At 47.3% G+C, this 23878-nt stretch carries 21 protein-coding genes; 6 read left to right on the forward strand and 15 right to left on the reverse strand.

The window, feature by feature from the left end; translation table 11 throughout:
- Positions 1 to 9: 9 nt before the first annotated feature.
- The 4 genes from LZT21_RS03320 to LZT21_RS03335 all read right to left on the reverse strand — a co-directional run bounded on the left by LZT21_RS03320 (position 10) and on the right by LZT21_RS03335 (position 4130).
- Positions 10 to 1143 (reverse strand): TRAP transporter substrate-binding protein, encoded by a 1134-nt coding sequence (locus LZT21_RS03320; RefSeq protein ID WP_233924651.1) that lies wholly within the window; start codon positions 1141 to 1143, stop codon positions 10 to 12.
- A gap of 129 nt (positions 1144 to 1272) precedes the next feature.
- Entirely contained in the window at positions 1273 to 2640 is a 1368-nt protein-coding gene (locus tag LZT21_RS03325; RefSeq protein WP_233937494.1) for an NAD(P)(+) transhydrogenase (Re/Si-specific) subunit beta, read from the reverse strand.
- 11 nt (positions 2641 to 2651) lie between these two features.
- Positions 2652 to 2975: a proton-translocating transhydrogenase family protein gene (locus LZT21_RS03330; protein ID WP_233925141.1), complete on the reverse strand. Its 324-nt coding sequence runs from the start codon at positions 2973 to 2975 to the stop codon at positions 2652 to 2654.
- Positions 2976 to 2993: 18 nt separating this feature from the next.
- Positions 2994 to 4130, reverse strand: a complete 1137-nt coding sequence (locus tag LZT21_RS03335; RefSeq protein WP_233925140.1) for a Re/Si-specific NAD(P)(+) transhydrogenase subunit alpha — start codon at positions 4128 to 4130, stop codon at positions 2994 to 2996.
- 166 nt (positions 4131 to 4296) lie between these two features.
- Here LZT21_RS03335 and mnmA point away from each other — a divergent pair, with 166 nt between their 5' ends.
- Positions 4297 to 5436: a tRNA 2-thiouridine(34) synthase MnmA gene (gene mnmA / locus LZT21_RS03340; RefSeq protein WP_233925139.1), complete on the forward strand. Its 1140-nt coding sequence runs from the start codon at positions 4297 to 4299 to the stop codon at positions 5434 to 5436.
- Here the strand turns inward: mnmA and LZT21_RS03345 are convergent.
- Positions 5414 to 6022: a glutathione S-transferase N-terminal domain-containing protein gene (locus tag LZT21_RS03345; protein WP_233989221.1), complete on the reverse strand. Its 609-nt coding sequence runs from the start codon at positions 6020 to 6022 to the stop codon at positions 5414 to 5416. The genes mnmA and LZT21_RS03345 overlap by 23 nt on opposite strands.
- 167 nt (positions 6023 to 6189) lie before the next feature.
- On the opposite strand from LZT21_RS03345, the gene purB reads away from it, so the two are divergent.
- Positions 6190 to 7551 (forward strand): adenylosuccinate lyase, encoded by a 1362-nt coding sequence (purB, locus tag LZT21_RS03350; protein ID WP_233989259.1) that lies wholly within the window; start codon positions 6190 to 6192, stop codon positions 7549 to 7551.
- Complete coding sequence (locus tag LZT21_RS03355) at positions 7548 to 8924, forward strand: 3-deoxy-D-manno-octulosonic acid transferase (RefSeq protein ID WP_370634759.1); 1377 nt, start codon at positions 7548 to 7550, stop codon at positions 8922 to 8924. The genes purB and LZT21_RS03355 overlap by 4 nt, the downstream gene beginning before the upstream one ends.
- Here the strand turns inward: LZT21_RS03355 and secF are convergent.
- Genes secF through queA form a run of 5 tightly spaced genes read right to left on the reverse strand, consistent with a single transcriptional unit; the run spans position 8921 to position 14390 of the window.
- Positions 8921 to 9892 (reverse strand): protein translocase subunit SecF, encoded by a 972-nt coding sequence (gene secF, locus LZT21_RS03360; RefSeq protein ID WP_233925137.1) that lies wholly within the window; start codon positions 9890 to 9892, stop codon positions 8921 to 8923. The genes LZT21_RS03355 and secF overlap by 4 nt on opposite strands.
- Positions 9893 to 9895: 3 nt before the next feature.
- Positions 9896 to 11755, reverse strand: coding sequence for a protein translocase subunit SecD (secD, locus tag LZT21_RS03365; protein ID WP_233937491.1), 1860 nt, complete (start codon positions 11753 to 11755; stop codon positions 9896 to 9898).
- Between the two features lie 13 nt (positions 11756 to 11768).
- Entirely contained in the window at positions 11769 to 12095 is a 327-nt protein-coding gene (gene yajC / locus LZT21_RS03370) for a preprotein translocase subunit YajC (RefSeq protein ID WP_233925135.1), read from the reverse strand.
- A 60-nt stretch (positions 12096 to 12155) separates the two neighbouring features.
- Positions 12156 to 13310 (reverse strand): tRNA guanosine(34) transglycosylase Tgt, encoded by a 1155-nt coding sequence (tgt, locus tag LZT21_RS03375; protein ID WP_233925134.1) that lies wholly within the window; start codon positions 13308 to 13310, stop codon positions 12156 to 12158.
- 21 nt (positions 13311 to 13331) lie between these two features.
- Entirely contained in the window at positions 13332 to 14390 is a 1059-nt protein-coding gene (gene queA, locus LZT21_RS03380; RefSeq protein ID WP_233989222.1) for a tRNA preQ1(34) S-adenosylmethionine ribosyltransferase-isomerase QueA, read from the reverse strand.
- 30 nt (positions 14391 to 14420) lie between these two features.
- On the opposite strand from queA, the gene recG reads away from it, so the two are divergent.
- The 3 genes from recG to ubiA are packed head-to-tail and all read left to right on the forward strand — an operon-like array spanning position 14421 to position 18299.
- Positions 14421 to 16508, forward strand: a complete 2088-nt coding sequence (gene recG / locus LZT21_RS03385; protein WP_233989223.1) for an ATP-dependent DNA helicase RecG — start codon at positions 14421 to 14423, stop codon at positions 16506 to 16508.
- A 10-nt stretch (positions 16509 to 16518) separates the two neighbouring features.
- Positions 16519 to 17445 (forward strand): LysR substrate-binding domain-containing protein, encoded by a 927-nt coding sequence (locus tag LZT21_RS03390; protein ID WP_233989224.1) that lies wholly within the window; start codon positions 16519 to 16521, stop codon positions 17443 to 17445.
- The gene (ubiA, locus tag LZT21_RS03395) at positions 17445 to 18299 is read left to right on the forward strand and encodes a 4-hydroxybenzoate octaprenyltransferase (protein WP_233925153.1); all 855 of its coding nucleotides are present in this window, start codon (positions 17445 to 17447) and stop codon (positions 18297 to 18299) included. The genes LZT21_RS03390 and ubiA overlap by 1 nt, the downstream gene beginning before the upstream one ends.
- On the opposite strand, the gene proC is transcribed toward ubiA, so the two are convergent.
- From proC to LZT21_RS03420, 5 genes are read right to left on the reverse strand one after another with little or no spacing between them, the layout of a single operon-like run.
- On the reverse strand, positions 18288 to 19145 hold the full coding sequence (proC, locus tag LZT21_RS03400) for a pyrroline-5-carboxylate reductase (protein WP_233925130.1): 858 nt from the start codon (positions 19143 to 19145) through the stop codon (positions 18288 to 18290). The genes ubiA and proC overlap by 12 nt on opposite strands.
- An 18-nt stretch (positions 19146 to 19163) precedes the next feature.
- Positions 19164 to 19877, reverse strand: a complete 714-nt coding sequence (locus tag LZT21_RS03405; protein ID WP_233989225.1) for a YggS family pyridoxal phosphate-dependent enzyme — start codon at positions 19875 to 19877, stop codon at positions 19164 to 19166.
- Positions 19874 to 21199, reverse strand: coding sequence for a glycolate oxidase subunit GlcF (glcF, locus tag LZT21_RS03410; RefSeq protein ID WP_233925128.1), 1326 nt, complete (start codon positions 21197 to 21199; stop codon positions 19874 to 19876). The genes LZT21_RS03405 and glcF overlap by 4 nt, the downstream gene beginning before the upstream one ends.
- Positions 21200 to 21209: 10 nt before the next feature.
- Complete coding sequence (gene glcE, locus LZT21_RS03415; protein WP_370634760.1) at positions 21210 to 22382, reverse strand: glycolate oxidase subunit GlcE; 1173 nt, start codon at positions 22380 to 22382, stop codon at positions 21210 to 21212.
- Positions 22382 to 23878, reverse strand: coding sequence for an FAD-linked oxidase C-terminal domain-containing protein (locus LZT21_RS03420; RefSeq protein ID WP_233925127.1), 1497 nt, complete (start codon positions 23876 to 23878; stop codon positions 22382 to 22384). Before LZT21_RS03420 ends, glcE begins: the two co-directional genes overlap by 1 nt.

Here is a 23878-nt window from a genome sequence, read left to right on the forward strand (position 1 = left end):
TGATAAACATTAGGCTTTAGGTTGACTGTCTTTGAAATAATGATCGTAGGCGATCTTAAAGTCAACATCCGTCAAGAGTTGCCAACGCACTGCACGTTGAGCAAAGGCTTTTTGTGAATCAAGCACTTTCTTAAACATGGCATTTTCAGCTGCTTTTTTGGCAATAATTTTGTCCCAAGCATTTAACTGAGCTACCAAAATGGATTTCGGTGTTGCATAAAACTTCACCTTATCTTTGGTTTGCAACTCAACAAAGTCTTTTGAGTAACGATCGATTGCTTTCCAAGACATATCGGCTGAAGCAGCTTGGGTGGCGATTGAGAGAATTGAACGCAAATCAGGCGCTAATGAATCGTATTTCTTTTTGTTAAAGATGATTTCAAATTGCTCTGAACTTTGGTGAAAGCTTTGCAGCATATTGATCTTAGAAACATCTGGGAAGCCTAGCAAGCGATCGGAAGAGGCGTTATTAAATTCAGCAGCATCTAAGAGACCACGATCCATCGCGGGAATAATATCGCCACCAGGCAGGGCCTGAACTGACGCGCCCATATCGGTAAAGATTTCAATTGAGAGGCCAACAGTACGGTACTTTAAGCCCTTCATATCTTCTGTTTTAGCAATTGGCTTTTTAAACCAACCAAGTGGCTGAGTTGGCATTGGGCCATAAGGGAATGACACGACATCCAATTTCAAGCCAGAATAAATTTCGTTTAACAGTTGTTGGCCACCACCATATTGGTTCCATGACAAAACGGTATTGGCATCCATACCGAAAGCTGGGCCTGAACCCCATAATGCCAACGCAGCACTTTTACCGTACCAATAAGCCAACACACCATGACCGCCATCTAATGTTCCACTTGAAACCGCATCAAGTAGATCAAAGGCTTTAACAACTGAGCCAGCTGGCAACACTTCAATTTTGAGGCGACCGCCCGACATCGCATTGACTTTGGCAGCGTAGTCGTTGGCATATTCATGAAAGATATCTTTCGTAGGCCAGGTTGACTGAAAGCGCAAAGTAATAGTTTGTTGCGCTTTCGAAATCATTGGGAATCCGAGAGCAGCTGCGCCAACGGAGCCAGCAGCAGCACCTTTTAAGAATTTACGACGTGGAACTTGGTTTTTAATTTCAGACATGGAATTCTCCCAGATATTATTTTTTTACAACTTGTATCTTCTTACAAGAGAGTCAGTATAAGACCTCTAGGGGGTTAAAAACCCTCGGGAAAACCCTCAAATACGCGCTAAATAGCAGATTAATTAGCCCTAATCGACCGCTTTGACCATATCTTCAACGACCTTCTTGGCATCCCCGAAGACCATCATGGTTTTATCCATGTAGAAGAGCTCGTTGTCGAGGCCTGCGTAGCCTGCCGCCATCGAGCGTTTATTAACAATAATGGTTTTCGCTTTAAACGCTTCCAAAATTGGCATACCAAAAATGGGGCTTCCTGGAGTACGGGCGGCTGGGTTAACCACGTCATTGGCACCCAAAATAAGCACCACATCGGCTTGACCAAAATCGCTATTGATATCTTCCATTTCAAAAACTTGATCGTAAGGTACTTCAGCCTCGGCTAACAACACATTCATATGGCCAGGCATCCGCCCAGCTACAGGATGAATGGCGTATTTAACCGTAACACCATGATGGGTCAGTTTTTCAGTCAACTCTTTCAGTGCGTGTTGAGCACGCGCCACAGCTAGACCGTATCCCGGCACAATGATGACAGTATCAGCATTACTCATTAAAAAGGCTGCATCTTCTGGCGAGCCAGTTTTATAATTTTTAGGGGCACCATCATCATCGCCACTGGCTGATACTTCGGCGCCAAAGCCGCCGAGCAAGACTGCTAAGATTGAGCGGTTCATGGCCTTACACATAATGTAAGACAGAATTGCACCCGATGAACCTACACATGCTCCAGCGATGATGAGCACGGGATTATTTAGCGTAAAGCCAATGCCTGCTGCAGCCCAACCTGAATAACTATTCAGCATGGAAACCACAACTGGCATATCGGCACCACCAATCGGAATGATGAGTGTCACACCCAAGACCAAAGCAATACCGCACATGATTAAGAAAGCGCTATGACTATCAAATAGATAGTAAGCAATACCGCCACCCAGCATTGATAATGCTAAAACTAAATTAAGTAAGTGCTGCCCGCTAAAGGTGACTGGTTTACCGCTCACTTTGCCAGAAAGTTTTCCAAAGGCAACGATCGAGGCAGTAAAGGTAATGGCACCAATAAATGCGCCAATAAATAATTCAATTTTTTGTGCGCCAGTATGTTCTTGGCCCACATGCAAGACAGCAGCAATTGCAATTAAGACCGCCGATAAACCAACAAATGAATGCATGAGTGCCACGAGCTCAGGCATTTTCGTCATTTGTACGCGTTTAGCTGCAAGCGTACCAATGATGGCCCCACCAATAATTGCTGCGCCAATTAACCAAAAGACTGGCTTGAAGTCGGGCAAGAAAAAGGTAGTAATAACGGCCAAAAGCATGCCGATCATGCCGTAGGTATTTCCTTGGCGTGAGGTCGTTGGCGATGAGAGTCCTCGCAGCGCAAGGATGAATAAAATGGAGGAAACGAGGTAAGAGAGGGCGGTGATATTTGACATGAATAGGCTCTTTATTCGCTCTTAGGGGTTTTTTTCTTAAACATCTCGAGCATGCGGCGTGTAACCATAAAGCCACCAAAGATATTAATTGATGCTAAAAAAACGGCTACCGCACCAATCAGGCTGGTGGTAGTAATTTCACTGCCATTGATGACCTCAGTTTGCAAGAGGGCGCCAACAATGATGATCCCTGAAATCGCATTGGTTACCGCCATCAGTGGTGTGTGCAATGCAGGTGTTACATTCCAGACGACGTGATAGCCAACAAAAATGGCTAACACAAAAACAGTAATGTTTTGCACAGTGAGAAGGCTTTGGAAAGCAGCTAAATCCATGACGAATTCCTTGGAAAATTAATTGGTACGAATAACTTGGCCATCACGACACATGAGACAGGCGGCGACGATATCGTCATCGGCAGCAGCCGGAATGACTAATTGCGCTTCAGGGGTGACGATTAGTTTCATAAAATCGAGCACGTTGCGCGCATACAGCGCAGAAGCATCGGCAGCGACCATGCTGGGTAAATTAGTGTAGCCAATAATTTTGACACCATGATTGATGACAATTTGGTCAGCTCGAGTTAATGGACAATTGCCTGAACCATTTTCACCGCGGCCTGCAGCTAGATCAATCACAATTGAGCCAGGCTTCATATTGGCCACGGTATCACTGTGCAAAAGCACAGGCGGCTTACGTCCTGGAATTAAGGCGGTAGTAATCACAATATCGGCCTGCTGGGCGCGTTCAGCAACTTGTACTGCCTGACGTTTCATCCACGATTCCGGCATCGGCCGCGCGTAACCGCCAACACCCTTAGCAATTTCACGCTCTTCATCCGTTTCAAAAGGGACATCGACAAACTTGGCGCCAAGTGATTCGATTTGTTCTTTGGCGGCAGGGCGAACATCGGAGGCTTCAATTACTGCGCCTAAACGTTTAGCGGTGGCTATAGCTTGTAGCCCTGCAACCCCAGCACCGAGTATCAAAATACGCGCCGCTTTAACTGTGCCAGCAGCGGTCATCAGCATCGGCATAAAGCGTTGATACTCATTTGCTGCTACGAGAACAGCTTTATAGCCAGCAATATTGGCCTGGGAAGACAACACATCCATGCTTTGAGCGCGAGTAGTGCGTGGCGCCGCTTCGAGTGCAAAGGCGGTAATACCTTGCGCTGCCATGGCAGAAATGCCAGCATTATCAAAGGGATCAAGCATGCCAATTAAAACCGAGCCTGACTTTAATTGCTTTAACTCATCCTCTTGGGGTGCTCGTACTTTAAGCACAATTTCGGCGCCAAAGGCATCGGCAGCACTGCCAATCGAGGCACCAACTGCTTCATAAGCAGAGTCGGGTTGGCTTGCGCCAATACCAGCACCACTTTGGATGACAACTTGATGTCCTTGAGCAGTCAATTTTTTGACGGTTTCTGGGGTAGCGGCAACCCGAGTTTCTCCAGGTCTTGTTTCCAGCGGCACTCCAATGCGCATGGCTTGTCTCCAAAAGCGAATTTTTAAAAATCTATTTTAAGGTAGATGCTAATTGCAGGTATCCCGACAATTTTCTGATCCCATAATGAAGATATCGAGGGGAAAAGGGCGGGGTTTTACAATGAGCTCTTAAAAACTTAATCCGAATTTTCGCATTTTTTTGATGATGCCTGCCAATTTCCCCTTAAATACCACCCTTAGCCGGCCGAAAACCCACCAAAAAGTGGTGGTGGGGATGTCCGGTGGGGTTGATTCTGCAGTGGCTGCATGGCTTCTCAAGCAGCAGGGGTATGAGGTCGTCGGCCTGTTTATGAAAAACTGGGAAGACGATGACGATGACGAATATTGCTCAAGTCGGCAAGATTGGTTGGATGTGGTGTCGGTAGCCGACCTGATTGGAATCGATGTTGAGGCAGTCAATTTTGCGGCTGAGTATCGTGAGCGGGTGTTTGCCGATTTTCTGCGCGAATATGCTGCTGGTCGTACCCCTAACCCCGATGTGCTGTGTAACGCTGAAATTAAATTTAAGGCTTTTTTAGACCATGCGCTGAGTCTTGGCGCTGACTTCATTGCGACTGGACATTACGCCCGCGTCCAAACTAACAATGGGCAAGTTCAGTTACTAAAGGCGCTTGATGCCAGCAAAGACCAAAGTTATTTTTTGCATCGCTTAAGCCAAGCGCAATTAAGTCAGGTTTTATTTCCCTTGGGTGAGCTGCAGAAATCAGCAGTGCGTAAGATTGCTGCTGACATTGGTTTGCCTAATGCTACTAAAAAAGATTCAACGGGAATTTGTTTTATTGGTGAACGTCCTTTTCGCGAGTTTTTAAATCGATACTTGCCACGTACACCTGGTTTAATTTGCTCAACTGACGGCAAAGTCTTAGGCGAGCACATGGGCTTAGCATTTTTTACTTTAGGCCAGCGGAAGGGTATTGGCGTTGGCGGAAGTCAAGATGGTACTGGTGATGCTTGGTACGTAGCTCGAAAAGAGATGACCAGTAACACCTTATTTGTGGCCCAAGGCCATGATCACCCGTGGCTTTTAAGTCAAGACTTAGAAGCGATGGAGGCCAGTTGGGTGGCGGGTACTGCGCCAATGGAGGAAACTGCCTATGCGGCAAAAACCCGTTACCGTCAAACTGATTCACCATGTAGCTTATTAGTAAGTGCAAATAGTGCAAACACATTTGATTTGCATTTCACTGAAAATCAATGGGCCATTACCCCAGGACAATCAGCCGTGCTTTACGCAGGTGAAGTCTGTTTAGGCGGGGGAATTATTACGGCGGCGAGGTCTCAATAAACGATTGGCGTTGCGCCAATTTAGCGTACAGACGCGCGAGATTGGGATATTGGGTTTGCCAATGCAATTGTGGAAAACGAAACTGTAAATAGCCTAAGGCGCAGCCAACCGCAATATCAGCCAAACTAAATTGATTGCCACAGCACCAGTTGGCATCACCTAAACCGGCAGACATACTTTGCAAAGCGGTTTGAATTTTACCCATTTGTCGGTCAATCCACGCTGCACTTTGTTCGGGAGCGGGTCGCCAAGTGGCTTCTAAACGAGCCAAAATGCCCGCATCCAAAATACCATCGGCCAACGCTTCCCATGTTTTTACTGCCGCGCGTTCTCGCCCAGCAGTGGGAATTAATTTACTCACGGGGCTTAAAGTGTCAACATATTCAACGATCACGCGTGAGTCGAACATGGCGCCGCCATCTTCCATAATGAGGCAAGGTACTTTTCCCAGGGGGTTCACTTCGCTAATGGTCGTTTTGGCGTCCCAGACATTTTCAAGCACGTGTGCGGCTTCAATTTTCTTTTCAGCAAGGACGATGCGTACTTTACGCACATAGGGGCTAGTGAGGGATCCGATAATTTTCATAGGGGGCAAGTATACCGATGCGGAAGAAGTGAAGTCAATCGTTAAGCTAGAATTGTTGAGCCATTTGTGCAAACGCATTAAAATCAAGCTCTATTGACATCCTTTAAAAGGGCCTTATGGTGAGCCAGTCAAAATCACGTCTTTCCCCAGCAGCTGCAGACGCTTCGATGCTAACCGCACTCTCACCGCTTGATGGTCGTTATGCTGGCAAGGTAGACGCCCTGCGACCTTGGTTATCTGAATCTGCCTTTATGCGCCAACGGGTTTTTGTTGAGATTCAATGGCTCTTAGCGCTAACTACCGCAGGCTTACCCGATGTACCCAGTATTAGTAAAACCGACAGTGATTTTTTATTGGCACTAGCCGAAGACTTTACTACCGAAGATGCAGCGCGAATTAAAGAAATTGAGGCGGTAACCAACCATGACGTAAAAGCAGTTGAATACTGGCTTAAAGAAAAAGTTGCTGGGCGCGCTGAATTGTTAAAAACCAGTGAATTTATTCACTTTGCTTGTACTTCAGAGGATATTAACAATACCGCTCATGGCCTCATGTTGCGCGGCGCTCGTGATGAAGTACTCTTACCGCAGTTGCGTTTAATTCAGCAAAATCTAGCTGCTCTCGCTCTTGCACATGCTAAGGTTGCAATGTTATCGCGTACCCATGGGCAGCCTGCATCGCCTACTACCTTGGGGAAAGAATTGGCTAACATTGCCCAGCGTTTAGGGCGGGCAATTACTGTCATTATGGCAGTGCCTTTATTTGGCAAAATGAATGGCGCAGTTGGAAATTACAACGCACACCTAGCTGCTTACCCCGAATTTGATTGGCAGCAATTAAGTCGGCAGGTGGTTGAAAAGCGTTTGGGATTAGTTTTTAACGCATACACCACGCAAATAGAACCACACGATGGCATGGCAGAATTATTCGATGCGATAGCGCGCGCGAATACGATATTGCTAGATATGGATCGGGATTTTTGGGCCTATATTTCTCTGGGATATTTTAAGCAGCGTACCAAAGCGGGTGAAATTGGTTCTTCGACGATGCCCCATAAAGTGAACCCCATCGATTTTGAAAATTCCGAAGGTAACTTAGGCATTGCGAATGCTTTATTGCGACATTTAGCAGAAAAGTTACCGATCTCTCGTTGGCAGCGAGACTTAACTGATTCCACCGTATTACGGAATTTAGGCCCCGCGTTTGGGCATAGTGTGTTGGCTTACGATAGCGCCTTACGCGGACTCGCTAAATTGGAAGTGAATTTAGCGGCGATCGCTGCTGACTTAAATTCTTGTTGGGAGGTCTTAGCTGAACCCGTGCAAACGGTGATGCGGCGTTACGGTATTGAAAATCCGTATGAACAACTCAAAGAGCTCACCCGAGGTAAGGGTATTACGCAAGCCGATTTACAAACCTTTATTCAAGGCCTAGCAATTCCTGCTGAGGCCAAGGCCCGCTTGCTAGCGATGACACCCGCGTCTTATTTGGGTCTTGCAGTTGCCTTAACTGAACATTTGGGCAAGTGATCGCTAGTCAGCAGCCTTCGGGCGAAAAAACCTCAGCTCTAGTCCAGCGCCCATTTTTTTTATTTTTACTGTATCAGTTGGGCTGGCATTTACTCTTGCCCTTAGTCGGTTTGCGACTTTGGTGGCGTGGTAGAAAAGATCATGGCTATTGGCAGCATCTACCTGAGCGACTTGGTTTTACAGGTTTGTCGTCTCGGTTTCATCACGCTATTTGGATTCATGCGGTATCCGTTGGCGAGACGCGCGCTGCTGAACCTTTAATTTTGGCTTATTTAGCCCGTGGTGAAAAAATCTTACTTACCTGCATGACCCCCAATGGTCGCCGCACAGGTCAAGCGCTATATGCTTCAGCAATTGCAACTGGCCAACTAAGACAGTGCTATCTGCCCTATGACATTTGCTGGGCAGTTGAGCATTTTATAAAGCAAGTACAACCCAAGTTTGGCTTATTTATCGAAACCGAGGCTTGGCCTACTTATGTTTTTCGCTGCGCTGAAATGGGTCTACCCTTATTTTTAATTAATGCGCGACTATCAGATCGGAGCGCCCGACGCATAAAATATTTTGGTCGCGCTGGCGAGGAGCTCTTTCAAGCATTTACGGGAATTTTGGCACAAACTGAATTAGATGCAGAGCGCTACCGTGCACTAGGTGTAAAAAATTGCGCAGTTTTTGGCAATCTCAAATTTGATGTTCTCATGAAACCCGAGTTACTCGAGTTGGGCGCAGGCTGGCAGGCCAATTTACGCACATCAGGGCGCCTGGTCGTCTGTGCAGCAAGCACCCGCATAGGCGAGGAACAACTCATTCTTACGGCTTGGCAGCAGGTATTAAAAACTGCCCGCATTCAACCCCAACCATTGCTGTTTATTGTGCCCCGCCACCCCGAGCGTTTTGATGAAGTAGCAAAGACAATTTTAGCAAGTGGCTTTCGCTTGCGTCGGCGTAGTGAGGCGACTGAGCGCTCAATATTATTTGACCAGACGGATGTTTTTTTAGGGGATTCTATGGGCGAGATGGCAGCCTATTACCGCGCAGCAGATTTGGTCGTAATGGGGGGTAGCCTCCTCTCCTTTGGAGGCCAAAACCTGATCGAAGCTTGCGCAGTTGATTGCCCCGTGATTGTGGGTGAGCATACTTTTAACTTTCAACAGGCGACGCTGGATGCGATTAACATTGGAGCTGCGGTACGCATTACTCCGGCGCAGCTAAGTAGCACTCTTGTTGAGCTACTGTTGAGTACAGAGCAACGTCTGGCAATGGCGTTTGCGGCTAAAAATTATGCTAATTTACATCAGGGAGCGACCAAGAAAATATTACATGCTATTGATGAGCAATTAAGGCGAAAGCCGATAAATTCTGCAGCAACTTAAACCTTAGCGCCATAGTTTGGATCATCTTTACTCATCTCTTCAGGCTTGCGCTCACCCTTCACTAAATCCTCGCGCTTAACGCCCAGCCACATGGCCAGTGCCGCCGCGACAAACACGGAAGAATAGATACCGAACAAAATGCCAATGGTGAGTGCGAGGGCAAAATAGAATAGGCTAGGACCACCCAATAGCAACATTGCTAAAACCATCATCTGCGTGCTGCCGTGGGTAATGATGGTACGGCTAATGGTGCTGGTAATGGCGTTATCAATAATTTCACGGGTATTCATTTTGCGATATTTGCGAAAGTTTTCACGGATACGGTCAAAGATCACCACCGATTCATTGACTGAATAACCCAATACAGCCAAAACTGCAGCTAATACTGAAAGCGAAAATTCCCATTGGAAAAAAGCAAAGAAGCCCAAAATGATGATGATGTCATGCAGGTTGGCAATGATGCCAGCAACTGCAAATTTCCATTCAAAGCGAAAGGATAAATAAATCATAATGCCAATCACCACAAAAATTAATGCTTTCAAGCCATCGAGCGCAAGCTCACGACCCACTTGTGGTCCGACGTATTCAACCCGTTGTAATTTAGCGCCAGTGGTATTGCTTTGCAATGCTTCCATGACGGCATTACTTTGAATGGCAGAGGAGACGACCTTACCAGTAGCATCTTTCTGTAAGGGGAGGCGAATTAAGACATCACGTGAACTTCCAAAATTTTGAATTTGGGTATCGGTGTAACCTAATTTAAAAATATCATTACGGATGGTATCGATAGGCGCAGTTTGGGGGTAGCTAATTTCCATTACGGTGCCACCTGTAAATTCCACAGAGAGATGCAAGCCTCTTTGCCAGAGGAAAAAAACCGCAGCCAAAAACATCAACAAGGAAACAATATTGAGCGCCAAAGCGTGGCGCATAAATGGAATATCTTTACGGATGCGAAAAAATTCCATGACCTATTTCTCCTGGGGACGCCAAACTTGGCCAATCGCCAATTTTTGCAATTTCTTTTCTCGGCCGTACCAGAGATTGACTAAACCCCGCGAGAAGAAAACGGCAGAAAACATCGAAGTCAGAATGCCTAAGCAATGCACAATTGCAAAACCTTTGATAGGCCCAGAGCCAAACGCCAACAGTGCTAGACCAGCAATTAAAGTAGTCACGTTCGAATCAAGAATGGTCCCCCAGGCTTTATTAAAGCCGGTTGCAATGGCAGTGCTAGGGGGGGTACCCTGGCGCAATTCTTCGCGAATCCGTTCGTTAATTAGGACGTTCGAGTCAATTGCCATACCAAGCGCTAAGGCCATGGCAGCAATGCCTGGCAAGGTTAATGTGGCTTGTAGCATGGAGAGCACAGCTATGAGTAAAAATAAATTGACCCCAAGAGCGATAACTGAGAAGAGGCCAAAAAGGAGGTAGTAAGCCATCATGAAAATGGCAATCGCCGCAAACCCAACTAGGAGTGATTGAAAACCCTTTTCAATATTTTCTGCGCCTAGGCTTGGACCAATAGTGCGTTCTTCGATAATTTCCATTGGTGCAGCCAGTGAACCTGCCCGTAATAGCAGGGCCAAATCATTCGCGCTCTCGGTAGTTGATTGACCGGTAATTTGAAATTTTGAACCAAATTCGCTTTGAATGGTGGCAATCGTGAGTACCTCACCTTTGCCCTTTTCAAATAAAATCATCCCCATTGGTTTGCCAATATTGTCGCGCGTAACTTCTTGCATCACTCGCCCACCAGCGGCATCTAGCGAGATATTCACCGCTGGGCGCTGATTCTGATCAAATCCTGCGCTGGCATCCGTAATACTCTCACCGCTAAAAATAACGGATTTTTTAAATACCCCTAAACGATTTTCGCCAAAACGAAACACATCCATACCTGCTGGCGCGGTTTGGCCAACTGAAATAATCGAAACACTGGGGTCGGCGAGACGTGATTCAAGGGTTGCAGTGCGGCCAATAATATCTTTCGCGCGCGCGGTATCTTGCACGCCCGGTAGTTGCACCACAATTCGATCAGCACCCTGTTGTTGAATGACGGGCTCTTTTACAGCTAATTCATTAACCCGTTTATTGAGGGTAACAATATTTTGTTTAACCGCGTTGTCTTGTACCGCATTCAGCGCGGCGGGTTTAAAGCGACCCGTTAACTTGAAATCGCTAGAGGTTTTCTCTAGTTGCCAATCAAGCTCGCTTTGGCTTGCATTTAAAACGGTTCGGGCCGACTCCGCTTCAGCCTCGCTGGCAAAATGAATGGCAATGCTATCAGCGTTACGATCGAGGCCTTGCTGACGAATATTTTTGTCCCGCAATTGGCTACGAATATCATTGGCTAAGGCGACTATTTTTTTCTGCACAGCACCTTGCATATCGACTTGTAGTAAAAAATAAACGCCACCCCTTAAATCAAGCCCTAGTGGCATCGGTAAAGCATTCAGCGCATTTAGCCAATGGGGCGTATTTGAAAGTAAATTGAGCGCCACTGTAAAGCTGGGGTCATTCGCATCGGGATTCAGTTTCTGCTGGATTAAATCACGCGCTTGTAATTGAATATCGGTATTGGCAAAACGCACTTTCACCGAGCCAACATTACCAGTGCGCTCAAAAAATAAGCCCGTACTAGCTAAATTACCGCTGGCTAAAATTTTCTCAACCCGCGCTTGGGTTTCAAGATCAACCTTCAGCGTTGGCTTAGCTGCTGAGATTTGTACTGCTGGAGCCTCGCCAAAAAAATTGGGTAATGAGTAGAGCGCGCCAATACATAGCACTACAACAATGACGAGGTATTTCCAGAGTGGGTAACGATTCATCAGGCTTGGTAAATCAAACGGATTTCAAAGTGCCTTTAGGCAAAACGGTAGTCACAGCACCTTTTTGCATTTGGACTTCATTGCCAGCGTTCAATTCTACGGTGATGTATTGATCTTTTACAGCAGTAACTTTGCCTAAGAGGCCGCCCGCCGTGACAACTTCATCGCCAACCGCTAGTGCTTCTAACATGGCCCGAGTTTCTTTCTGGCGCTTCATTTGGGGACGAATCATCACAAAATAAAGCACCGCAAACATCAGGATCAGGGGCAAAAAGCTCATTAAGCCGCCGCCTTCAGTGCCAAAACCCGGTATTTGCGCATACGCGTTGCTGATAAACATAATAAAACCTCCATTTGGATTGAATAGCCGCAATTCTAAACTGTGCGGGGTTCTAGCCCATTAATCTTGGCCAGGCTCAACCCCTCGCTGGCGTTGACTGCGGAAATCGTCACGATAAGCGCTAAAGCGATCTTGCGCTAGGGCGGAGCGAATTTCCCCCATCAATTGTAGGTAATAAGCCAGGTTATGGATGGTGTTGAGCTGGGCACCGAGAATTTCATTCGCTTTTTGGAGGTGATTTAAGTATGAACGGCTAAAGTTTTGGCAGGTATAGCACCCGCAGCTAGGGTCGACGGGACGTTCATCATCTTTATATCCCGAGTTACGCAATTTGAGATCACCAAAGCGGGTAAACAGCCAACCATTGCGCGCATTACGTGTTGGCATTACACAATCAAACATGTCAATCCCCAGAGTTACGCCAAGCATTAAGTCTTCAGGAGTGCCTACACCCATGAGGTAGTGCGGTAGTTTTTTTGGTAATTGGGGTGCGGTATGGGCCAGAATACGTTCAAACTCCGGCTTTGGTTCGCCAACTGAAAGACCGCCAATGGCAATACCGTCAAAACCCTGCTCGCTGACGCTGGCGAGCGAGAGATCACGTAAGGCTTCAAACATACCGCCTTGCACAATACCAAAAAGACCATTGCCAGTATTCAAAGCACGAAATCGCGTGAGCGAACGCTCGCCCCAGCGCAAGGAAAGTTCTAGTGAGTCACGTACCGTTTTCTCGGGAGTGGCTTTGCCTTGACATTCATAAGGAGTGCATTCATCAAACTGCATGGCAATATCACTATTGAGCACGGCTTGAATCTCCATTGATACTTCGGGCGACATAAATAATTTGTCACCGTTAATGGGTGAAGAAAAAGTCACGCCCGCTTCCGATATTTTTCTTAGTGCTCCGAGGCTAAATACTTGAAAGCCACCCGAATCAGTCAAAATAGGTTTATTCCAACCCATGAAGCGGTGCAGGCCGCCATGGCGTGCAATGACCTCAAGCCCAGGACGTAGCCACAGATGAAAAGTATTACCGAGCACAATTTGGGCCTTAACCTCGGTTAAGTCTCGTGGGGTCATGGCCTTGACCGTGCCATAGGTACCTACTGGCATAAAAATTGGCGTTTCCACAATGCCATGCGGCAGATCAAGGCGGCCTAAGCGCGCGTGGCTTTGTGAATCTTGGGCTAAGACAGAAAATTGCATGGGCGGCATGAGTGTTATGAGAGGCCAGTTCTACAGCGGTGGGTGGGCTTGACGGTGCAGCAGCATAGCATCACCATAACTGAAAAAACGGTAGCGCTGGGCAATGGCGTGTTGGTACGCTGCTTGAATCGGGTTCAGACCTGCAAATGCACTTACTAACATGAGCAGGGTGGATTTGGGTAAATGAAAATTCGTGATCAGAGTATCAACTAGTGCAAAGTTAAATCCGGGCGTAATGAAGAGTTTAGTTTCTCCACTAATGGCCCCATTTAAGGCATACGTTTCTAAGGCACGCAAAGTTGTTGTACCTACTGCGATAACTCGTTTTCCCTGCGCATGGGTATGCTTGATTTGGGTAATGATTTCAGGTGAAATGGAATAATATTCTGCATGCATCACATGTTGCGCTAAATTTTCCTGCCTTACTGGTGAAAATGTGCCCGCACCCACATGGAGCGTGAGCGTATTAATTTGCACTCCTTTTTCTCGGCATCGTTTGAGTAGAGTTTCATCAAAATGCAAACCCGCCGTAGGGGCCGCGACGGCGCCTGGATTTTTTGCCACCACAGTTTGATAACGCTCAACATCGACTTTATCAGGGCGATGCGTGATGTAAGGAGGTAAAGGTGGCTCGCCAAATTGCGGTAATAAATGAAAAACATTTGCGGGAAATTGAATTTCATAAAAGGGTGCAGCGTGCGCGCTCACGACTACCTCAATGGTTTGAGATGCTGGCCCATCTAGTAGTGGGTGCAAAATTAAGCGTGAGTTAACGGGGGGATTTTTTGAAGCCCGAATTTGAACTAATGCGGTATTTTCACCGGTGATGCGCTCGATTAGAAGTTCAATTTTGCCCCCACTAGACTTGTGGCCATAAATACGTGCTGGAATCACGCGGGTGTCATTCAGGATGAGGAGGTCTCCTGGTTCGATCAGCGCAATTAAATCGCGGAATTGGCGATCCAGGAGGCGAGTTTGCCCATCAGGCGCAGTAATTACCTCAAGCAACCGGCTATCTGACCGTTCCGCAAGCGGAAATTGGGCAATTAGTTCGGGTGGTAGGTCGTAATTGAAATCAGCAAGGTGCATAGCGTTACCATCGGAGATTGGATTCTAACCATGACTAAGCTTACCCTGCCACCTAATCTGATAAAAATGGGCCTTGATAGCCCAATTGCACTGGTATTGCACCTGCCAGCGCGGTATGAAGACGAGACAGAGCTGTGGTCTATTGCCGAGGCGCTAGAGCGGGGCCGTTTTAGCTCGGTACAGACTCAGGGAACGGTGGTTGCATGCCAAGTCGTTTATCGTCCTCGGCGGCAGCTGCTCGTAACCATTGAGGACGAGACTGGTCGATTGCATCTACGCTGGCTTAATTTTTATCCTAGCCAACAAAAGCAAATGGCAGTCGGCGCTCATGTGCGCGTCCGGGGTGAAATTCGCGATGGGCATTTAGGGTCTGAAATGGTTCATCCCACTGTAAAAGTAGTCGCAGCGGATGCACCTTTGCCTAAAAGCTTAACCCCCGTCTATCCGGCGGCCGCAGGTGTAAGTCAAACGGTCATTCGCAAAGCGGTAGCGCAAGCCTTAACTCATCCCACCATGCACACCTTCTTGGCTGATTTATTACCAGCTAAATTCATGGCAGAGTTATTACCAGGTAACGATTGGTACGCATTGATGCAGGCCATTCATTATTTGCATCAACCGCCTGCCGATGCTGATACACAAGCCTTATTAGAGCGCACTCATCCCGCTTGGCGACGAGTTCAGTTTGAAGAATTACTGGCGCAACAAATTTCTTTAAAACGTGCGCATGCCTTACGTCGGCAGCGCCGTGCCCCACAATTGCTAGCAGAGCCTAAGCCGTCAGGGAAGAAAACAAAAGATCAATCACTTGAGCAACAGTTGCTCGCAGTTTTACCGTTCAAGCTCACCCAAGCCCAGCAGCGCGTTTGGGCTGAAATTCAAACCGATTTAGCGCAACCCTTTCCAATGAATCGCTTATTGCAAGGTGATGTGGGTAGTGGCAAAACTATTGTTGCTGCCTTAGCTGCAGCGCGCGCCATCGATCAGGGTTTTCAGGCCACGGTCATGGCACCGACAGAAATTTTGGCAGAGCAACATTATTTAAAAATGCGCGAATGGTTTGAACCATTAGGGATTGAAATTACTTGGTTAGCGGGTAGCTTAAAAGCTAAAGAAAAAAAAATAGCTCAAGCTAAAATTGACAGTGGGGCAGCCCAATTAATTGTTGGGACCCACGCCTTAATTCAAGATGCGGTGCATTTTGCCAACTTGGGGTTAGCAGTGATTGATGAACAACACCGTTTTGGTGTGCGTCAGCGGCTTGAAATTCAACAGCGAGTAGGTGCCGAGACTGTTTATTGTCATCAATTGATGATGTCTGCGACACCGATTCCCCGCACCTTAGCGATGACCTACTATGCCGATTTAGATGTTTCGGTCATCGATGAATTACCCCCTGGAAGAAAGCCTATTACTACTAAGTTGATTAAATCGAGTCGTCGCTCCGAGGTCATCACTGGCTTACAGGACTGGTTACAAAAAGGGCAGCAGGCGTATTGGGTGTGCCCTTTAATCGAAGAGTCAGAGGTGCTGCAACTGCAAACTGCGGAAGAAAGCTATACCCAATTAACCCATGCATTACCGCAATTTAAAATTGGCCTGGTACATGGTCGCCTAAAGAGCGCGGAGAAGGCGGCGGTGATGGCCGCTTTTAAGGATAATCAAATTCAGTTATTAGTTGCCACGACGGTGATTGAAGTCGGTGTAGATGTACCTAATGCCGCGCTGATGGTGATTGAACATGCAGAGCGGTTCGGCTATGCCCAAATTCATCAATTACGGGGGCGAGTCGGGCGAGGCTCGGCAGATTCAGTGTGTTTATTAATGTACGCTGAGCCGCTTTCGCTGGCAGCTAAGGAGCGCTTACAAACACTGCGCGAAGTGGCTGATGGCTTTGTGATTGCGGAACGTGACTTGTCGCTTCGTGGACCTGGAGAACTGTTGGGCGCCAAGCAATCGGGTGATGGCATGTTACGCTTTGTTGATTTGCAGCGTGATGCTTGGCTGGTAGAGTTAGCTCAACTTGCGGCAATGCGTATTTTGCAGGAACATCCCGAGCTAGTTGACCAACAATTACAGCGCTGGCTTGGGGCCCGCGCGGAATTTTTAAAAGCTTGATAATTGCTCTATGACCCTTACTGAACTCCGCTATATCGTTGCCGTAGCCCGCGAACGGCACTTTGGACGTGCTGCCGAAGCATGCCATGTTTCTCAACCTACTCTTTCGGTGGCAATTAAAAAATTAGAAGAAGAATTAGGTTCACAAATTTTTGAACGCACTAGCGCGGAAGTTGCTTTAACTGCAAATGGGGCGCTCATTGTGCAACAAGCACAACGGGTCTTGGAGGAGGCGAAGGCCTTGAAGCATCTTGCGAAGCATGGCCAAGATCCTTTGGCGGGCCCAGTTCGCTTGGGCGCGATTTATACCATTGGACCTTATTTGTTGCCGAGTTTAGTGCGCGTAGCGCGGGAAACTTTGCCCCACGCACCTTTATTCTTAGAAGAAAACTTTACGGTGCGATTGTTGGAAATGCTGCGTCAAGGTAATTTAGATTGTGCAGTCTTAGCTGACCCTTTTCCCAGTGTAGGGTTAGATAGTATTGATTTGTACGACGAACCTTTTTTAGTGGCGATTCCCAAAGGCCATCCTTGGGAGCAGTTAGCAGAGATCGGTCATGAAGAATTGAAAGAACAAAATACCTTACTCTTGGGGGCGGGGCATTGTTTTCGCGATCATGTGCTCGGCGTTTGTCCTGAGTTGAATCGCTTTGGCGGAAATTCAATGGATGGCGAGCAGCGCAATTTTGAAGGCTCGTCGCTCGAGACAATTCGGCAAATGGTTGCGGGGGGTATTGGTATAACCGTCTTACCACGCACTTCCGTAACTGATCCTAAAACCCAAGAAGGCCTCATTCGTTATTTACCTTTTGCCGCACCTATTCCCACTAGGCGAGTAAGCTTGGTGTGGCGCAAAAGCTATCCGCGCGTCGCGCTCATGAAAATTTTGGCGCAGACTATTCAAGCTTGTGAGTTACCTGGAGTGAGGGCAATCTAATTTTGTCCCGCTTAAAAGCCTATATACAACTGATACGCTTAGATAAGCCAGTTGGTATTTTGTTGCTTTTATGGCCCACTTTGTGGGCACTCTTTTTAGCTAGCGGCGGTTGGCCAAAGTGGGATTTATTATTGATTTTTGTTCTCGGTACCGGACTAATGCGCAGCGCAGGTTGCGCCATGAATGATTTTGCTGATCGTGATTTTGATCGGCATGTTGAGCGCACCCGTGAGCGCCCTTTAACTAGTGGAAAAATTGGCGCGGCCGAAACCCTATTTCTGGCGGCTGGATTAGCCGTCGCAGCGTTTATATTAATTCAACCCCTCAATACGCTAACTAAATTACTCTCGGTGTTGGCTTTATTAGTGGCAATTATCTATCCCTTTACTAAACGTTTTTTTGCGATTCCACAGGCTGTACTGGGAATTGCTTTTGGTTTTGGGATTCCGATGGCCTATGCGGCTGTACAAAACCAAGTGCCCATTGAGGCCTGGATTTTATTAGTGGGAAATGTTTTTTGGGCTATTGCCTATGACACTGCTTATGCAATGGTAGATCGTGAGGATGATCTTCGTTTAGGCTTACGCACTTCGGCCATTACCTTTGGCCGGTTTGAAGTAAAGGCCATCGGCTTTAGTTATGCAGTCTTGCTAATAGCCCAGCTTTGGGTTGCGCACTTAGCGCAGTTAAGTGCCTATTTTTATCTTGGCTGGCTAGCTGCTTTAGCTTGCGCGATTTATGAGTTGCGTTTAGTTTCCAGCCGCGAAAGACAGCATTGTTTTGCAGCCTTTCGGCACAATAATTGGCTTGGTGCTTGTTTATTTTTAGGCATTGTTGCTGGTTTATTGGCTTAATTCATCACCCAATTCTTTGCCTCTTTTAGCGGCCGCCTCTAGCGCCTTTTCTAAAATAGTTTGCCATTGTTGATTTTCTAACACTGCAAGTGCTGCCGCCGTAGTGCCGCCTTTAGATGTCACCTTATTGCGCAGAGTGGCAGCTGAATCGCTCGACTGTTGTGCTAATGCAGTTGCGCCAGATAAAGTGGCATAAGCCAATTGACGGGCAATTGCACTGCTTAAACCGAGCTTTTCTCCGCCAGCCTGCAGGGCTTCGAGAAAAGCGAAGACATAGGCCGGACCACTGCCGGATAGAGCTGTTACCGCATCCATTAGGCCTTCGTCGCTCAGCCAAAGGCTTTGACCAACCGCATTACAAATGAGTTCAACCCTTTCCCGCCCCTTCGTATTGACCGCACTCGTAGCAAATAGCGCAGTGATACCTTGGCCAATTAAGGCCGGTGTATTAGGCATCGCCCGAATACATAAGGGATGCACTAACCATTTTGACATATCAGCTAAACGAATACCCGCAGCAATACTAAGGACCAAAGCAGCACTGTGCTTTTTTAAGATAGGCTGTAAGCTAAAGGCGGCCGTTTTGAAATCCTGAGGTTTAACTGCTAATACCAGAATATGATCTGCATTAGTTTCGAGTAAAACATCTGCGGCGCTCTCGAGTGTGGTCAGCTGAAAATCTGCGTGGAGTTTTTCACGCGTTGGTGCATACGCATCAACCACTTGAATTTGCTGGGCTAGAAAACCATGTTGGAGTAGGCCACTAATAAGTGCGCGTCCCATATTACCACCACCAATAAAAGTGATACGCATATTAGGGTGCAATGGTTTAGCAGAATTTGTCATTAAGCTTTAATTCTAGCGCTAATTGCGCTGGCCAAAAATGGCAGTGCCAATGCGCACTAGGGTGCTGCCCTCAGTGATGGCGGCCTCTAAATCATCTGACATGCCCATGGAGAGAGTATCGAAATGGGCATAAGCAAGATTACCAAGGCGCGCGGTCGCTAACTCGGTAAAACATTGCCGTAATTGGGCGCAAGCTCTCGCCTGTATCACTGGATTTGCGCTAGGAGCCGGAATTGTCATGAGGCCCCGAAGGCAAATGGCTGGAAGTTGAGCTACTAAGTCACAGAGTTCAGCAACTTCATGGGGCGCTACACCGCCTTTAGTAGTTTCGCCGCTAAGATTAACTTGTACACAGACCTGTAGAGGTTGCAATTGGGGCTCATTCAGTCTTTGCGCTGAAAGTCGCTGCGCAATCTTGGGACGATCAATACTATGTACCCAGTCAAACAAGTTTGCTACTTCTTTGGTTTTATTACTCTGTAGGGGGCCAATAAAATGCCATTCTAAATTTTGTCTCAGGTCGGCAAGTGCAATAATTTTTTCGCTCGCTTCTTGCGCATAATTTTCGCCAAAAGCGTGTTGCCCAGCAGCAAAAGCCTCACGGATAAGGGCCACAGGTACAGTTTTACTGACAGCTAGTAAGTTGATATTGCTTGGTAAGCGACCTGCTGCTGCAGCAGCTTCGCTGATGCGCTGATGGATAATTTCAAGCCGCTGCGCAATCGAGCTCATTGACGGGAAGAATTTTTTGCCTGAATCAGTTGGTCTACAATTTCAACCCAATGCACCACAGGATTTGATTCTTGTTGTAAATGCGTAATGCAACCGACGTTGGCGGAAACAATGACTTTTGCCCCGCTTTCTGCGCAAGCCGTATTGAGATTGACTAATTTTTGCTGACGTAATTGTGCTGATAACTCGGGCTGCAAAATTGAATAGGTGCCTGCCGAACCGCAACACAGATGGCTATCTGCGCATAAAGCAACTTGCACACCCAGACTAGATAATAAGCGTTCGATATTGAGGCGAATTTGCTGACCATGCTGAAGCGTGCAAGGCGGGTGGTACACAACCCCAGGCTTTTTATCGCTACCTATTAAGCCTTCTAATTGCGGAGCAAAAGCCGGCAAAACTTCAGAGAGATCTTTGCATAATTTAGAAATAGTTTTGGCTTTGTCGGCATACTGCGGATCGCCGCGTAACAAGTGACCATAGTCGCTAACCATGGCGCCACACCCAGATGCGGTCATCACAATGGCTTCGATAGGTTTGCCATTGAGGCTGGGTTCCAGGCCCATTACATAGGGCCACCAAGCATCAATATTGCGACGCGCATCTGCTAAGCCACCTTCTTGATGATTCAGGTGATGGCGCAACGCTCCGCAACATCCAGCTTTGGTAGCGCTAACTAAGTTAATACCAACGGCATCGAGTACGCGGGCAGTTGCGGAATTAATATTAGGCAACATGGCTGGTTGCACACAGCCCTCTAAGACGAGCATAGTGCGCGCATGACGAAGTGGCTGAGTGATGGGACGAGCATGAGGATCAATTTGTTGAGATATACCAAACTGATCAAGTGGACTTTTGAGGGCAGGAATTTTTCTTTTAAGCTCTAAGGGCATCAGTGGACGAAAGATTCGCCCTAAATTGATTGCTGAATTAAAGAGCCAGGGACGCGTCAATACCTCGCGTAATAACCAGCGCGTCACTCGCTCTTTGAAAGGCCGCGGCGGGGTTTCAGTTTCTGCCCATTGGCGACCGATATCCAATAAATTACCGTATTGAACTCCACTTGGGCAGGTCGTTTCGCAACTCAGACAAGTAAGACATCGATCTAAATGCAAACGGGTTTTTTCGGTTGGTGCACTACCCTCAGCCATCTGTTTAATGAGATAAATTCGCCCACGAGGACTATCTAATTCATCACCAAGTAGTTGATAGGTTGGACAAGTGGCACCACAAAATCCACAATGAACGCATTGGGCCAAAAGTTTGGCGGCTTCAATGCCCGCAGTTGTACTTGCTAAATGAGGAGCTAGTTCGGTATGCATTTGGCTGGCCTTAAGCCATGCGACCAGTGGCAAAAATGCCCGCTGGATCGAAGGCTTGGCGTAAGTGCTGTTGAACTGTTGCTAGCCCAACAGTTAGTGGGTTTTCGCTTAATAGTGTAAAGCGTTGCGAATTTACGGTAGAGGCGTTACTGACCTTAAATTGGCTTGCATGTCCACCCTGTGTCAAAGCTAATTTTTTAAGTACTGCGAAACAAGCTGGATCACTCGGGCCTTGCCACCAACGTTCTTGACCATGCCATTCGAGGACTAACGAATTCAATTTACTTTCTGGAAACTGTAAAGGAGGACAAGCAGCAGGTAAGGCTAAGCGATAGAGTACTTGCTCTGGATCTGCTATGTTGAAACACGGTAAATCTTGTTCACGCAAGTCTTGCCAAAATTGCGTCGCAACAGCTGGGGGAACTTCGCTGGCACCAATGGCAGAGGTGATCATTGCGCTGGCAGAACTTACTGCGGCATGGGCTCCCGCTAAACGAATGCTTAACTCACCCTCATGTTGCACATTACTCGCACCAATCCAGGCGCTCGCTGAAAGCGGTAGAGGCTGTCCAGCCCACTCATTCAGTCGCTTAAGTGCTTGTGCTTGCGAAATCATAGCGCGCAATGTAAGGCTTGCAGCCGGCTTGGGCAATACCTTTACCGAGGCTTCGAGTAATAAAGCCAAGGTACCAAGAGAACCAGGCAGTAAACGGGAAATGTCATAGCCGGCAACATTCTTCATCACTTTACCGCCAAAGCTAAGGTCTTCACCGCGCCCATCCATTAAGCGTACGCCAAGTACATAATCTCTTAAATTTCCAGCGCTAATTCGAGCGGGCCCTGCCAAACCAGCGGCAATTGCACCGCCAAAGGTGGCCTTGTCACCAAAGTGCGGTGGTTCAAAAGCCAAGACCTGATTACGCTCTGCTAAAGCCAGTTCAATTTCTTGCAAAGGAGTACCAGCGCAAGCAGTAATCACTAATTCTTCAGGCTGATAATCCAGAATTCCCTGATAAGTGGTGGTACTCAACTTGGGGTAGTTATTCGGATTACCGTACCAATTTTTGGTCGCGCCTCCCTCAATAGAAAGAGGCGTTTGATTTTTTTTGGCAGCAAGAATTTGCTCGCGAAATGCGTTGACACTATTTTGCATAAGGCTGCTATCTGCAACTGCAGCTGACATTAAAAGCGCTCCAACTCTGGGTGGGGTAGAATTCCGCCGCTAATACGCATGCGTCCATATTCAGCACAACGATTTAGTGTCGGGATGCCTTTATCGGGGTTTAATAATAGGTCGGGATCAAAGGCGGCTTTAACCCCCCAAAACATCTCGCGCTCAGCTTCGCCAAATTGCACGCACATTGAATTAATTTTTTCGATGCCAACACCATGTTCGCCAGTGATGGTTCCACCTAGTTCAACGCAAGCTTCTAGGATATCAGTACCAAATTCTTCAGCGCGATGCCATTCCTCAATATCAGCGCCATTAAACAAAATCAGCGGGTGCATATTGCCATCGCCTGCATGAAAAACATTTAAGCAACCTAAGCGATATTTCACTTCCATTGCTTTGATGCGGCGTAATAGGGTAGCAATATGGCGACGGGGAATAGTGCCATCCATGCAGTAATAGTCGGCAGCGATTCGGCCAGCAGCTGGGAAGGCATTTTTTCTGCCACTCCAAAAGCGCAGCCGTTCAGTTTCATTTTCTGAAACCTGAATGCGGCTTGCTCCAGCACTTTCTAAGACTGCAACCATGCGGGCAATTTCTTCGCCGACTTCTTCAGGCGTACCGTCAGATTCGCACAGCAAAATAGCTTCAGCATTAAGGTCGTATCCGGCATGAACAAATTCTTCAACCGCACGCGTAGTGGCTTTGTCCATCATCTCTAAACCAGCAGGAATAATGCCTGCGGCGATAATAGCGGCTACGGCATTACCACCTTTTTCAATATCGGCAAAGCTAGCCATAATGACTCTGGCAAGCTGCGGTTTGGGTACGAGTTTTACAGTGACCTCAGTCACGATTCCCAGCATCCCTTCGCTACCAATCAAGATCGCTAATAAATCAAGACCAGGTACGTCCGGTGCTAAGCCACCAAATTCAACCACCTCGCCATTCATTAAAACCACTCGTATGCGTAAAACGTTTTGTAGTGTCAGACCATATTTTAGGCAATGGACACCACCCGAATTTTCACTAACATTACCGCCAATTGAGCAAGCAATTTGCGAAGACGGATCGGGAGCGTAATATAAGTTGAGATGAGCCACGGCCTCGGAAATTGCTAAATTACGCACGCCAGGTTGAACAGTAGCAGTTCGAGAGAAAGGGTCAATTGCCAATATTTTTTTTAACTTACTCAGAGAAAGTACTAAACCTTGGGCAATTGGCATGGCCCCACCAGAGAGTCCGGTACCAGAACCCCGCGGCACAATTGGCACCTGCAATTGATGACAGACCTTGAGAATGGCAATGACTTGAGCTTCAGTTTGAGGTAAAGCCACCGCTAAAGGCATTCGGCGATAGGCTGCCAAGCCATCACACTCATAGGGAATAGTATCTTCGGGGAGCCACAGGAGTTGATCTTCAGCGAGGATTGGCTTGAGCGCGGCCACTAGCTCTGCTTGGCGCACGGTAATGGCAAGTTCTTCAGCAAGTGGATTAATTGCGTTCAT

The organism is Polynucleobacter sp. IMCC 30228 (assembly GCF_021395205.1).
Classification (GTDB): Bacteria; Pseudomonadota; Gammaproteobacteria; order Burkholderiales; family Burkholderiaceae; genus Polynucleobacter.